This is a genomic window from Kitasatospora sp. NPDC007106 (genome assembly GCF_040634455.1).
Lineage (GTDB): Bacteria > Actinomycetota > Actinomycetes > Streptomycetales > Streptomycetaceae > Kitasatospora > Kitasatospora arboriphila.
The window spans coordinates 1-12,833 of sequence record NZ_JBEYFP010000128.1 but is presented as its reverse complement, the minus strand read 5'-3'; the positions used below and the strand labels follow the sequence as shown (position 1 = coordinate 12,833).

General features: G+C 73.9%; 11 protein-coding genes. 7 read left to right on the top strand and 4 right to left on the bottom strand.

Annotation, left to right across the window (positions count from 1 at the left end; translation table 11 throughout):
• Positions 1-1,754, top strand: a 1,754-nt coding sequence (locus tag ABZ641_RS14060) for a glycosyl hydrolase family 18 protein (protein ID WP_359981694.1), incomplete at its 5' end; no start/stop codon positions are given.
• A gap of 103 nt (positions 1,755-1,857) precedes the next feature.
• Here the strand turns inward: ABZ641_RS14060 and ABZ641_RS14055 are convergent.
• On the bottom strand, positions 1,858-2,418 hold the full coding sequence (locus ABZ641_RS14055) for a MarR family transcriptional regulator (protein WP_344622736.1): 561 nt from the start codon (positions 2,416-2,418) through the stop codon (positions 1,858-1,860).
• A gap of 140 nt (positions 2,419-2,558) precedes the next feature.
• On the opposite strand from ABZ641_RS14055, the gene ABZ641_RS14050 reads away from it, so the two are divergent.
• Positions 2,559-3,875: an MFS transporter gene (locus ABZ641_RS14050; protein WP_344622737.1), complete on the top strand. Its 1,317-nt coding sequence runs from the start codon at positions 2,559-2,561 to the stop codon at positions 3,873-3,875.
• 112 nt (positions 3,876-3,987) lie between these two features.
• Positions 3,988-5,373, top strand: a complete 1,386-nt coding sequence (locus ABZ641_RS14045) for an FAD-binding oxidoreductase (protein WP_344622738.1) — start codon at positions 3,988-3,990, stop codon at positions 5,371-5,373.
• Positions 5,374-5,477: 104 nt separating this feature from the next.
• On the opposite strand, the gene ABZ641_RS14040 is transcribed toward ABZ641_RS14045, so the two are convergent.
• On the bottom strand, positions 5,478-6,758 hold the full coding sequence (locus tag ABZ641_RS14040; RefSeq protein WP_344622739.1) for an IS21 family transposase: 1,281 nt from the start codon (positions 6,756-6,758) through the stop codon (positions 5,478-5,480).
• Positions 6,759-7,095: 337 nt separating this feature from the next.
• Here ABZ641_RS14040 and ABZ641_RS14035 point away from each other — a divergent pair, with 337 nt between their 5' ends.
• Together ABZ641_RS14035 and ABZ641_RS14030 are read left to right on the top strand one after the other, a co-directional pair.
• Positions 7,096-7,416: a hypothetical protein gene (locus tag ABZ641_RS14035; RefSeq protein WP_359981691.1), complete on the top strand. Its 321-nt coding sequence runs from the start codon at positions 7,096-7,098 to the stop codon at positions 7,414-7,416.
• Between the two features lie 157 nt (positions 7,417-7,573).
• Entirely contained in the window at positions 7,574-8,110 is a 537-nt protein-coding gene (locus ABZ641_RS14030; protein ID WP_344622741.1) for a DUF2637 domain-containing protein, read from the top strand.
• Positions 8,111-8,417: 307 nt separating this feature from the next.
• Here ABZ641_RS14030 and ABZ641_RS14025 read toward each other — a convergent pair whose 3' ends face one another.
• Positions 8,418-9,482: a MerR family transcriptional regulator gene (locus ABZ641_RS14025; protein WP_344622742.1), complete on the bottom strand. Its 1,065-nt coding sequence runs from the start codon at positions 9,480-9,482 to the stop codon at positions 8,418-8,420.
• A 184-nt stretch (positions 9,483-9,666) separates the two neighbouring features.
• Here ABZ641_RS14025 and ABZ641_RS14020 point away from each other — a divergent pair, with 184 nt between their 5' ends.
• Together ABZ641_RS14020 and ABZ641_RS14015 are read left to right on the top strand one after the other, a co-directional pair.
• Positions 9,667-11,295, top strand: a complete 1,629-nt coding sequence (locus ABZ641_RS14020; protein ID WP_344622743.1) for a phospholipid carrier-dependent glycosyltransferase — start codon at positions 9,667-9,669, stop codon at positions 11,293-11,295.
• Positions 11,296-11,298: 3 nt separating this feature from the next.
• Positions 11,299-12,048 (top strand): ABC transporter permease, encoded by a 750-nt coding sequence (locus ABZ641_RS14015; RefSeq protein ID WP_344622744.1) that lies wholly within the window; start codon positions 11,299-11,301, stop codon positions 12,046-12,048.
• Positions 12,049-12,069: 21 nt separating this feature from the next.
• Here ABZ641_RS14015 and ABZ641_RS14010 read toward each other — a convergent pair.
• On the bottom strand, positions 12,070-12,833 hold a 764-nt coding region (locus ABZ641_RS14010), incomplete at its 5' end, for a peptidoglycan-binding domain-containing protein (protein ID WP_359981687.1).

Below are 12,833 nucleotides of genomic sequence, written 5' to 3'. Positions count from 1 at the left end.
GCCGCGGCGCGGGCCTCCTTGCCGCCGGCACCGCGGCCTCCCTGCTGCTCGGCGGCGCGCTCGCGCTGACCGGCACCAGCGCCCAGGCCGCCCCCACCAACTCGACCGGCGCGCCCGCCACTTCGGGCGGCATCAAGGTCGCGTACTTCGACCAGTGGTCGATCTACTCCAACGCGTACTACCTGAAGACCGTTCAGGACACCGGCGTGGCCTCCAAGCTGGACTACCTGATCTACGACTTCGCCAACATCGACCCGACCAACCTCACCTGTTTCGAGGCGACCAAGGCCGCCTCGCAGAACGAGGACGACCCGAACGCGGGCGACGGCGCGGGTGACGCCTACGCCGACTACCAGAAGACCTTCGACACGGCGACCAGCGTGGACGGCGTCGCCGACACCTGGAACCAGCCGCTGGTCGGCAACTTCAACCAGCTGAAGAAGCTGAAGGCGAAGAACCCGAACCTCAAGGTGCTGCTGTCGATCGGCGGTTGGACCTACTCCAAGTACTTCTCCGACGTGTCGGCCACCGACGCGGCGCGCAAGAAGTTCGTCTCCTCCTGCGTCGACATGTTCATCAAGGGCAACCTGCCCGTGCAGGGCGGCTTCGGCGGTGCCGGCTCCGCGGCCGGCGTCTTCGACGGCTTCGACATCGACTGGGAGTACCCGGGCGGCGGCGGCCACACCGGCAACCACGCCTCGCCGAACGACAAGCAGAACTTCACCGCGCTGATGGCCGAGCTGCGCTCCCAGCTCGACGCGCAGGGCAGGACCGACGGCAAGAGCTACGCGCTCTCCGCCGCGGTCGGCGCCGGCCAGGACAAGATCAAGAACGTCGAGACCGACAAGCTCGGCCAGTACCTGACCTTCCTCGACGTCATGACCTACGACATGCACGGCGCGTGGGACAAGACCGGCCCGACCAACCACCAGGCGCCGATCTACAACAACCCGAGCGACCCGATGACCCCCGTCCCGGGCGGCACCGGCAAGTACTCGATCGACAACGCCATCAAGGCGTGGACGGTCGGCGACCCGCAGTACGGCATCCCCGGCGGCTTCCCCGCCAAGAAGATCAACATGGGTGTGCCGTTCTACTACCGCGGCTGGACGGGCGTCCCCGCCGGTGCCAACCACGGCCTGTTCCAGAGCGCGACCGGTCCCGCCCCGGGCGCGGCGATGTCGGGCAACGTCGCCGGCATCCAGATGTACAAGGAGCTCGGCAGCTTCGTCGGCAACGCGGCCAACACCTACTGGGACGACGCGGCGAAGACCTCGTACTTCTACGACGGCACCACCTTCTGGACGGGTGAGAACGCCAAGTCGATCCAGGCCAAGATGGACTACGCGCACTGCAACGGCCTCGGCGGCTCCTTCGCCTTCTCGCTGTACGACCTGGGCACCCAGACCTCGCTCTTCGACACGATGGTGACCGCGACCAACGGCTCCGCCGCCTCCTGCCCGGCGCCGACCACCTCGCCGACCGCCTCCGCCTCGCCGAGCTCCTCGCCCAGCACCTCGGCCTCGCCGAGCTCCTCCCCGTCGACCTCGCCGTCGACCTCCCCCTCGACCTCGGCCAGCCCGACCGGTGGCACCTGCACCGCCCCGAGCTGGAACGCCGCCACGGTCTACGCGACCGCCGGTGCCAAGGTCTCCTGGAAGGGTCACAACTACACCAACAAGTGGTGGACCCAGGGCGAGGACCCGACCCTCAGCGGCCAGTGGGGCGTCTGGACCGACAACGGCGCCTGCTGACCAGCACGACGTCGGACGACCCGCACCACCCCCCGCTGAACGGGACTGCCCCGGACGGAACCTCCGTCCGGGGCAGTCCCCTTCGCGTGCGTGCGGGCGCCGGTCAGTCCAGGTCCTCGGTGCGGCCGAGGGCGTCCGGCTGGCTCCGCTCGATCCGGCGCAGCATCCGGCCGAGCATCGCGGAGAGCGCGCCGCGGTCGTCGCCGGTGATGTCCTGCAGCAGGTCGGCCTCGAAGACGGCGGCCATCCGCATCAGCTCCAGCCACTTGTCGCGGCCGGTCTCGGTCAGCTCGATGATCACCCGGACCCGGTTGGCCTCGTCGCGCTCACGGGTGACCAGGCCGTCGGCGACCATCCGGTCGATCCGGTGGGTCATCGCCGCCGGGGTGAGACCCAGCCGCTTGGCGAGGTCGCCCGGGCCGAGCCGGTAGGGGCTGCCGGCGAAGACCAGGGCCTTCAGCACCTCCCACTCGGCGGACGTGATTCCCAGCACAGCCAGCTGTCGGCTGTAGGCCACGTTCATCCGGCGGGACAGCCGGGAGAGCGTGGACACGATCGTCTCGACCTGCGGGTCCACGGTGGGGAATTCCCGCTGGTAGAGGGCCACCTGCTCGGCGATGCCGAGCTCGGAGGCGGCCGGCTCGTCCGGCTTGCGTGTGCTCATGGCCGTCATTCTCCCACGCATCGTGCAGCTGTTAAGCCTTTGACACCTGAGTCTTCGAAGACTTAGATTTTAGCTCTGAAATCTTGCAGGGTTAAAGCAGGAAGGCTTCAACCTTCCTCGACGACAAAGGGGTGTGCACGGTGACCGGCACGGTGAAGCAGTGGGTACGGCGGGCGGACGCGGCGGGCGGCCCGCTGCGCCGCGTCCAGATGGGCAACGCGCTCAGCGCGTTCGGCAGCGGGTTCACGATGCCGTACATGTTCGTGTACGTGGACCAGGTGCGGGGGCTGGGCTCGCTCGCGGCCGGGATGGTGTTCACCGTCTTCGCGCTCGCGGCGCTCGCCGTCCTGCCGTTCACCGGCCGCGGCATCGACCGGTACGGGCCGCGCCCGGTGCTGCTCGCCGGCGCCGCGCTCGCCGCGGTCGGCGCCTTCGCCTTCGGGCAGGCCGCCACCGCGCCGACCCTGCTGGTCTCCTCGTTCCTGTTCGGCGCCGGCATCACCGCCTGCCAGCCGGCGCTCGCCACGATGATCGTCCGCAGCACCGGCCGGGCCGGCCGCTCGCGGGCCTTCGCCCTGCAGTTCACCCTGGTCAACCTGGGCATGGGCATCGGCGCCCTGGTCGGCGGCCAGATCGTCGACCCCGCTGACCCGGCCAGCCTCACCCGGCTGTTCACCATCGAGGCGCTGACCCTGCTGGGCCTGGCCCTGGTGGCCGGCACCGCCCGCGTCCCGCAGGCGGAGCCCGTCCCGGCCGCCGGGCACGGCGCGGGCCAGGGGCAGGGCCGGGGCCTGCGCACGGTGCTGAAGGACAAGGCCATGCTGCGGCTCTGCCTGCTCGCCGGTCTGATCTTCTTCACCTGCTACGGGCAGTTCGAGTCCGGTGTCGCCGCCTTCGCCACCGACACGGTCGGCACCGCGCCGTCCGTGCTCGGCATCGCGATCGGCGCCAACGCGCTGACCATCGTGCTGCTGCAGATGGTCGTCGTCCGGCTCACCGAGCGCCGCCGCCGCACCACCGCGATGGCCGCCGCCGGCGTGGTCTGGCTGGGCGCCTGGACGGCCGCCCTGGTGGCCGGCCTGGTCCGCTCGGACGCGCTCGCCGCGACCGTCGCCGTGGTGGCCGTGTACGCGCTGTTCGGCGTCGGCGAGTCGCTGCTCGCACCGACCCTCGGCCCGATCGTGGCGGACCTGGCCCCGGCCCGGCTGCTCGGCACGTACAACGCCGCGCACGCCCTGGTGAAGCAGACGGCCATCGCGGTCGGCCCGGCCGTCGGCGTGCTGCTGGTCGGCGCCGGCACCTGGCCGCTGTACCTGCTGGCGATGACGGCCTGCACCGTGCTGATCGTCGTACTGGCCGTCCGGCTGCGCGGCCACCTGACGCCGGCGCAGGACAACGCCGTCGTCACCGTGGCGCAGGTCCGGCCGGTGGTGCGGGAACTGCAGACCGCGGCCTGAGCCGCCGTCAGGCCGCATCCGGCTCGGATGCGGCCTTCACCCGTCCGGCCTACTGTCGAAAGCGGGGCCGCCGGCCGCGGCGGCCCCGCACCGGCCGGAAGGACGGCTCACCATGGCATCCCCTGCGAACGGCGACCTGCGTCCGGAGGAACTGGCCGAGGGCTTCACCGGCCGGGTGCTGCTGCCCGGCGACGAGGCCTACGGCGAGGCGAGGGCCATCCACAACGCCATGATCGACCGCCGGCCCGCGGTGATCGCCCAGTGCGAGGGGCCCGCCGACGTCGCCGCGGCGCTGGCCTTCGGCCGCAGCCGCGGACTGGAGATCGCCGTCCGCTGCGGCGGCCACGCGGTGAGCGGACAGGCCCTGGTCGACGGCGGCCTCGTGCTCGACCTGCGCCGGATGAACGGGGTGCGGGTCGACCCGGACGCCCGGGTCGCCCGGGTCGGCGGCGGCGCCCTGATGCGCGACCTCGACCGGGCCACCCAGCCGCACGGCCTCGCCACCACCGGCGGCCGCGCCTCCACCACCGGCATCGGCGGCTTCGCCCTCGGCGGCGGCTCCGGCTGGCTGGAGCGCCGCTTCGGCCTGATGTGCGACAACCTGCTCGCCGCCGACCTGGTCACCGCCGACGGCCGCCGGGTGCACGCCAGCGCGCAGGAGAACCCCGAGCTCTTCTGGGCACTGCACGGCGGCGGCGGCAACTTCGGCGTGGTCACCGAGTTCACCCTCGGTCTGCACCCGCTGCCCGGCTTCTCCATCGCCCTGCTGCTCTTCGAGGCCGACCGGGGACCGGAGGTGCTGCGCGCCTACCGCGACACCATGGAGGCCGCACCCGACGAGGTCGGCGGCGCCTTCATCTACCTCACCGCGCCGCCCGAGGAGTTCGTGCCCCCGGAGCTGGTCGGACAGCAGGCCGTCGGCGTCCTGCTCACCTACGCGGGCGACCTGGAGAGCGCCCGCCCGGCCTTCGCACCGATGCTCGGACTCGGGCACGCGGCCGAGGTGGTCACCGACATCCCGTACGCCGACCTGCAGTGCATGCTCGACGACCCACCCGGCTTCCGGAACTACTGGTCGGCGGAGTACCTCTCCGGCTTCCCGGACGAGACCGTGGACGCCTTCACCGCCCGGGCCAAGGACATGATCCTTCCCTCGCCGAGCCAGCACATCGTCTTCGCCCTCGGCGGTGCGGTCGCGGCCGGCGACCACGAGTGGCCCGTCCCGTGGCGGGCCGCGCCCTGGGCCGTCCACCCGTTCGCGGTCTGGGAGGACCCGGCGGACGACGAGCGCGGCCGCGCCTGGACGAAGGCCGTCTGCGCCGACATGGCGCCCTGGTCGATCGGCGCCGTCTACCTCAACTTCATCGGAGACGAGGGCGAGGACCGCGCCGCCGCGGGCCGCGGCGCCGAGAACCTCGCCCGGCTCGCCGCCGTCAAGGCCGAGTACGACCCGGCGAACGTCTTCCACTTCAACCACAACATCAGGCCGGCGGCCTGAGGCCGGTCTTCAAGGGCGCACGGATGCCACACAGGTGCCCCCGGCGCCCCTGACGTGTCCACCCTCGCGCCTCTGGCGGCGGTTCCGGGGCGGGCCGGCCGCGGTCAGCCGTGGCGCGGGCCCGCGGGGCGGCGCACCGGTACGGCCGGGGCGGGGTGGGGGTACTGCCTGCGCAGGGCCTCGGCCTCGGCGGACGCCTCCGCGGACAGCGGACGGCGGACGGCGGTCTCCGGGCAGCCCGCCGAACCGGACAGCACCAGCCGGGGCGGGCGCTCCAGGACGAAGGCCGTGTCGCCGTCGGCCACCGTCCGGCCCGCACCGCGCGGCGCCAGGGAGTGGCGCGCGATGACCGCCCCGCTCGACGCGGTGATCGACAGGTCGGACTCGTCCAGCCGGTGGCGGACCTCCACCAGCGCCCCGGCGAGGTCCGGCGGCACGGCGTAGCGGTTGCCGCGGAAGTGGACGAGCCCCCGCTGGTCGACCGTGCGCAGGGTGCGCACGCAGGCCGGGAACGGCGCCGGCGGCAGCGCCTCCAGCGCCGGGGCGGCGGACGGCGTGCCGTCGCCGGCCGGGATCCGGTCGTCCGACCACGCCGCCAGGCGGTCGAGGATCTGCTGGGCCGCGCGCGGGCCGAGGTCGTCGACGACGCTGCGCCAGTGCTGCCCGGCGGCTGCGGCGCGCCGCTGTTCCTCGGCGGTCGGGCCGGTGGTCTCCAGTTCGATCTCGACCCCGTAGTACCGCCCGACCGGTGCGAACTCCTTGGCCAGCCGGCCGGTCGCCGGGCACCGGACGGGCGCGTCGCGGTCGAAGCGCCAGCGCGGTGCCGTGCCGCCGAGTCGCCGCAGCAGGTGGTCGACGGCCTCCAGCACCTGCGGGAAGTCGTCGCTGTCGAGGAGGACGCCGCGCCAGCGGCGGCCGTGGCGCAACGAGCCGGTCAGCAGGTGGGCCTTCGCGCCGCCGTCCCAGCCGGGCCGGGGGTCGGCGAGGTCCGTCCAGCCGAACCGGATCTCCTCCTGGTCGGTGTGCCCGCCGCCCGCCCCGCCGCCGGGGGCGCCGGGGTGGCAGTGCCTGCACGGCGGGCGCAGCCGGTGTCTGCGCAGGGCACGGGTGAAGGTCGAGTAGCCGCCGCGGTAGCCGAGGTCGGTGATCTCGTCGAAGAGCGCGGTCGCCGGCAGGTGCGGGTCGTCCGCCAGGCGCAGGCGGCAGTAAGGGAGGAAGGAGAGGAAGACGTCCTCGGCCGGGGTGCGCACCCCGGGCTTGCGGTTCCCGGACAGGTACCTCCGGACGGTCTTGCGGTCCCGTCCGAGATGCCGGGCGATCGCCGAGATCGACCATCCCTGGCCGTGGAGCCGCCGGACATCCAGGTATTCGTTCGTGCTGAGCAACCCAAACCCCCTGCGTACAGTCTTGCCGGCCACATCGGCTGATAATTCGCAATGGAACGTTGCAAGAGAGTGACCATACAGCACCGCTTTGAAGATCGGAATCAGAGGAAACGTTCCTCCGGTGCGTGGTGTCCGGGTAATTTCGGAGAGCGCGGCGCGGCACAACCGCGGTGCGCGCCGCACGGATGGGAAAATTCGGCGAGCGGCCTTGAGCATATGCGGGCGCGCACCACCCGCGAGGAGATCCGCAGAGCGCCCGCAAGCGTTCATACGGAATGTCGCCCGAATTCCGCACACCCGGGTGGAAGATCGCTTCGTTGACCATGGTGTGATTCCCATGCCTGACCCAGTGACCCCGCACAGCTCCGAGCGCGACCCGATCTGCAGCCTCGGGGCCTGGCTCTTCGTCCCGGACCGGCAGAACGTCGCGGGCGACGTGGAGACCGGCTACCTGGTGCGCAACGGCCGGCGCGTCGTCCTGTGGCACTGTTCCCGGATCCTCGCCGACTTCCTCCGGACGCTGCGCCGCCTGGAATGCCGGTTCGCCGTTCCCGGCGCCGCCGCGCAGCCCTCCGGCGCCGTGCCTGCCGGTGCCCCGCAACCGCCGCCGACGGACCATTCCGCGGCTGCGCAGGGGAATGAGCCGCCCCGTGCATGACCCACTGCTGGAATTCTTTCGTCCGTACGGAAATGACCCGCTGTTTTCCGGTCCCGGAGAGCATTGTGACGGGGTGGTGGGGTCGCTCGCCGCGGACGCCGGATGGTATGCGGCGCCGACCGTCGAAATGTCCGGTGCCTGGAGTTCCGGCGTTTTCGTGCCGAGCCAGGCGGGGCCGGTCGCCGATTCCGTGCCGCAGCCCGCCCCGCCGCCGCGGACCCCGCGGAAGCGGCGCCGGGTGCGGGCCGCCGAGGCGCGGCGCGAGGAGGCGCTGGGCGAGTTGTTCCGCACCCTGCTCGCCGTCGCGGTGACGGTCGTGTGCGTGCTGGGCTGGGTCCTGTCGTACCCGCCGCTGCAGGACCTCGCCCTCGCCCGGGTGCCCGGCGGGCTGTCCGCGCTGTGGCCGGTGGTGGTCTACGGGCCCTGGCTCGCCGGCTGCCTGTCGGTGCTCCGGGCCGCCCTCGACGGCCGGCGCGCGCTGCACGCCTGGAGCGTCGTCCTCGCCTTCTCGGCGGTCGCCACCGGGCTCTGCGTCTGCGGGGTCGCGCAGACCGTGCCGGACGTCATCGTCGCCGGGCTTCCCCCCGTGGCGGCGGCGATCTGCCTCGACCAGCTCGCGCGCCAGCTGATCACCCGGCACCCCTCCCAGCGGCCGCGGTCCCGGCACGGCGGGCGGACGCGGCGGGGCGGGTGACCCGCCGTGGGGCCGGCGGCAGGGGTCACCGCCGGCCCGTCGGCCGGAGGCCGCCCCCGGACGGCACGCCGGACGGGGGAGCGGCTGACGGATGGTGAGCGGCCATGCAGGACTCCTGGTCGTCGTGGTCCCCCGCGCGGGCCCGGACGGTGGACCGGGTGCCGCGGGCGGCGCAACCACCGTAGAGAGCGATCGGCATATGCCCGATCACATTGCCGTGGTCTCCACAGATTCGGCGCACCACGTGCGATTCGGCCCAACGGCCGCGTACCGGAACCTGTCGGACGCCCCGACCGGCCGCGGACCGTCAGGGCGCGGTGGGCATCAGCAGCGAGAAGGTGCCCGCGCGGTCCGGGAAGCGGACGGCGAGCGGGGCGACCGGGCCGCCGAGCTCCAGCACGAGCTGGCCGCGGGCACCCGCACCGACCGCCTCCAGCAGGAAGTCCCGGTTGACCCGGACGCACAGCCCGTCCCCCTCCTCGGCGCCGCCGACCGTGAGGGCGCCGTCCGCGGAGACGGTGAGCTCCGAGACCGGGAAGTCCACGCCGTCCTGGTCCCGGCGCACGGTGCGGACGGGCCCGGCGCCGAGCCCTTCGATCAGGGCGGCCGCGGCGATCTCCACCCGCCGGACCGGCTCCGGGCGCAGCATCGGGCGGTAGTCGGGGAAGTCGGCGGGCACCGGGCTGCCGGTCACCTCGCGGCCGCCGGCCGCGGCGGCCAGCACGCCCCCGGCCACCGTCAGCTCGGCCGTGCCGTCGCCCGCCCCGGCGAGCAGTCCGCGCAGCGCGTCCACGAACGCGGTCGGCGCGAGCACCGCGACGGACGGCCCCTCGACGGTGCCCGGGGCGGCCTCCGAGACCGCCAGCCGGTAGCGGTCGGTGGCCACCAGCCGCAGCACCGCCCCGTCGGTCTCGAACAGCACCCCCGCGACCTGCGGGAGCGAGCCGTCGGGGCCGACCGCGAAGCGGACGGCGTCCAGGGCGGCCGCGAGCTCGGCGGCGGGCAGGGTCAGACGGGTGCTCTGCACGGGGTTCTCCCTCAGTTCCAGCAGGTGTCGGACGGTGGACAGCTCGCGGCGGGCGTCCGCCAGGCCCTCCTCCAGACGGCGCAGGTGCGCGTCCAGGGCGGCCCGGGCCTCGCCGGGACGGCCGGCCAGCACCCGCGAGACGTCCGCGAGCGGCATGCCGACCCGCCGCAGCCGGGCGATCAGCCGGGCGTCGGCGAGCTGCTCCGGCGCGTACCAGCGGTAGCCGGTCTGCGGGTCGACCCGGGCCGGGCCGAACACGCCCGCGCCGTCGTAGAAGCGCAGGGCGCTGATGCTGAGTCCGCTCAGCCGGGCGGTCTCGCCGATGCTGTGAAGTCCGCTGTCCACACCGCCGACTCTGCCCCCTCGACCAGGTCGAGGGTCAAACCGCGGGGTGCGGTGGACGGAGGTGCCGCGCGGCCGGGCTAGGATCTCTCCGACAAAGGCGACATAGCGCCAGTCCGGGCCTGCGACCCGTCAGCCCGCGACCGCCGCGGCCGCCGCGACACCGAGCGAGGAGCGGCGGCAGACCATGGCGCATCCGGCAGTCACCGAGCATGCACCGGCCACCGGCCTCCCCGTCGCGGCCCGGCCGCCGGCCGTCCGGCGCGGCCCGCTGCCGTGGATCGTGCGGCACGCCGACTGGCTCGGCCCGATCGCCGTCGCGCTGTTCGCCGGACTGCTGCGCTTCTGGAACCTCGCGAAGCCGGACGCCTTCGTCTTCGACGAGACCTACTACCCCAAGGACGCCTGGTCGCTGCTGCACCAGGGCTACGAGGGCGTCTGGCCGGACCTCGCCAACCGGGAGATCATCTCCTCCCCGCAGAAGATCCCGCTGACCGCCGAACCCGCGTTCATCGCCCACCCGCCGCTCGGCAAGTGGGTCATCGCGCTCGGCGAGTGGGTGTTCGGCCTGCACCCCTTCGGCTGGCGGGTGATGGTCGCGCTGCTCGGCACCCTCTCGGTGCTGATGCTCGCCCGGATCGGCCGGCGGCTCTTCTCCTCCACGCTGCTCGGCTGCACCGCGGCCCTGCTGATGGCGGTCGACGGCCTGCACTTCGTGATGAGCCGGGTCGGCCTGCTGGACGGCGTGTCGATGTTCTTCGTGCTCGGCGCCTTCGGCTGCCTGCTCGTCGACCGCGACCGCACCCGGCAGGTGCTCGCCGCGGCCCTCGCCGAGGGCGGCCGGGCCGCCGACGAGGTCCGCCTCGGCCTGCGGCCCTGGCGGATCGGCGCAGGCGTCCTGCTCGGCTGCGCGACCGCGGTGAAGTGGAACGGCCTGCAGATCCTGCTGGTGTTCACCGTGCTGACCCTGCTCTGGGACCGCGCCGGCCGCCGCTGGGCCGGCGCCCGCCGACCGACCCGCAGCCTGCTCCGCCGCGACCTGCTGCCCGGCCTGCTCTCCACCGTCGGCGCCGCGGTACTGGTCTACGTCGCCTCCTGGTCCGGCTGGTTCGCGAGCGACGGCGGCTTCGACCGGCACTGGGCCGACCACCGGGCCGGGCTGTCGATGCCGCGCACCCCGGTGGTGGACGTCCCGCTGCCCCGGGTGCCGATGACCTGGGTGCCGTCCGCACTGCGCGGCTGGTGGCACTTCCACGCCCAGATGTACGACTTCAACACCGGCCTCACCTCGCCGCACACCTACCAGTCCAACCCGTGGAGCTGGCTCGTCCAGGGCCGCCCGGTGTCGATGTACTGGCAGCAGCTCACCGACGGGCAGGGCGGCTGCACGGCGAACGGCGGCTGCGCCTCGCAGATCCTCGCGCTCGGCACCCCGCTGCTGTGGTGGGCCGCCTGCTTCGCCCTCGCGTACGCGCTGTGGCGCTGGGCGTTCCGGCGGGACTGGCGCTCCGGCGCGATCCTGGCCGGCGTCGCCGGGATCTACCTGCCCTGGTTCGGCTACCAGGAGCGGACGATCTTCTCCTTCTACATGGTGATCCTGGTGCCGTTCCTGTGCCTGGCGGTCGCCCAGATGCTCGGCGCGATGCTCGGCCCGGCGGGCTGCAGCCGGCGGCGCCGGATCTGGGGGGCGGCCGGCGCCGGGCTGGTGGTCTTCGCCGTGGTCGGCTGCTTCGCGTACTTCTACCCGCTGTACACGGCGGAGGTGATCCCCATGTCGGACTGGCAGGACCGGATGTGGTTCACCAGCTGGATCTGACCGGTGGCCGCACCGGCCGGACAGCTGCTGCCGGTCACCTGGCTGCTGGGCGTCGAGATCGCGCTGCTGCTCGCCGCGGCGGTCGCGGTGGCCGGCCGGGGGCGGCTCGGCCACGGGCACGCCGTGCTGCGGGCGGGCCTGCGCGCCGTGGTGCAGCTCGGCGCGGTCGCGCTGGTGATCTCCTGGGTGGTCGGCTCGCTCGGGACGTCCGCGCTGTTCGTGCTGCTGATGTTCGGGGTGGCGGTGCGCACGGCGGGCCGGCGGATGACCACCGGCCCGGGCTGGGCATGGGCCGCCCTGCCGATCGGCGCCGGGGTGCTGCCGGTGCTGGTGCTGCTGCTCGCCTCCGGGCTGCTGCCGCACAAGGGCATCGCCCTGATCCCGGTCGCCGGCATCCTGATCGGCGGCGGGCTCACCGCCACCTCGCTGGCCGGCCGGCGGGCGCTGGACGAACTGCGCACCCGGCGCGGCGAGGTCGAGGCGGCGCTGGCGCTCGGCTTCGAGGACCGCGACGCCCGGCTGGAGATCTGCCGGACGGCCGCCGCCACCGCGCTCGTCCCGGTGCTGGACCAGACCCGCACGGTGGGCCTGGTCACGCTGCCGGGGGCCTTCGTCGGCATGCTGCTCGGCGGTGCCGGGCCGGTGCAGGCCGGCGCGGTACAGCTGTTCGTCCTGGTGGCGCTGCTCGCCGTGGAGTCCGCCGCGGTGGTGCTGGTGCTCGAACTGGTCGGCCGGGGCCTGGTGCCCGCCTGACACCTGCGGACGGGCCGCCGGTCAGCAGTTGGGGTCGGCCGAGGCCTTCTCCAGCGCGGCGCGCGTCTTGGGGCCGTACTGGGTGTTGTTGCGCTCGTCGCCCTTGATCCGGGCGTCCCGCTGGAACTCGCTCAGGATCCACTGCGTCCAGGAGTCGAAGGTGCCGGTGGCGAACCAGACGTTGAGGTCGCCGCAGGAGACGGTGATCAGCATCTGCTGCATCGCCCGGACGTCGGGGCCCGAGTCGCCCGGCTTGAGCACCCGGTCGGCCGCCGAGGGGCTGGGCGCCACCGGCGGTGCGGCGCTGGCGCTCGCCGGGGCCGACCCGGCCGGGCTGAGCGCGGCCGCGGGTGCCCGGCTGGCGCTGGCCCGGCCGCTGCCGGCGTGGGTCGGGGAGGCCGAGGACTTCTTGGTGGTGGAGGCGCTCGCGGTCGCCGTCGGCTCGGGCAGCCCGTCGTCCGGGGGCGCCGAGTCGAGGGTGCCGGACGGCGCGGGCAGCGCCTGGTCGAGGTTCGGCTTGTCCGAGGACGGCGACAGGGCCAGCGCCAGACCGGCGCCGACCACCGCGATGCCGAGGCCGGCGGCGATCACCGCGGTGCGGCGCCGGCCGGCGACCAGCTGGGCGCGCTCGCGCCGCTCGGCCCGGCCGCCGGGCTGCTGCGGCGGCGTGCCGTGGAAGTCGAAGACGCCGAGGTCGCCGCCGGCGCCGCGGGGCGCCACCGGCCGGGCCGCGGAGTCCGGGCGCTGCGGGGGCACGCCCGGCGGTGCGGCGGGCGGCGGGGGAG

Coding starts and splice junctions, on each gene's coding strand:
- ABZ641_RS14045 (WP_344622738.1), top strand. CDS start 3,988: ATGGCATCCCCTGCGAACGGCGACCTGCGTCCGGAGGAACTGGCCGAG.
- ABZ641_RS14035 (WP_359981691.1), top strand. CDS start 7,096: ATGCCTGACCCAGTGACCCCGCACAGCTCCGAGCGCGACCCGATCTGC.
- ABZ641_RS14020 (WP_344622743.1), top strand. CDS start 9,667: ATGGCGCATCCGGCAGTCACCGAGCATGCACCGGCCACCGGCCTCCCC.
- ABZ641_RS14055 (WP_344622736.1), bottom strand. CDS start 2,418: ATGAGCACACGCAAGCCGGACGAGCCGGCCGCCTCCGAGCTCGGCATC.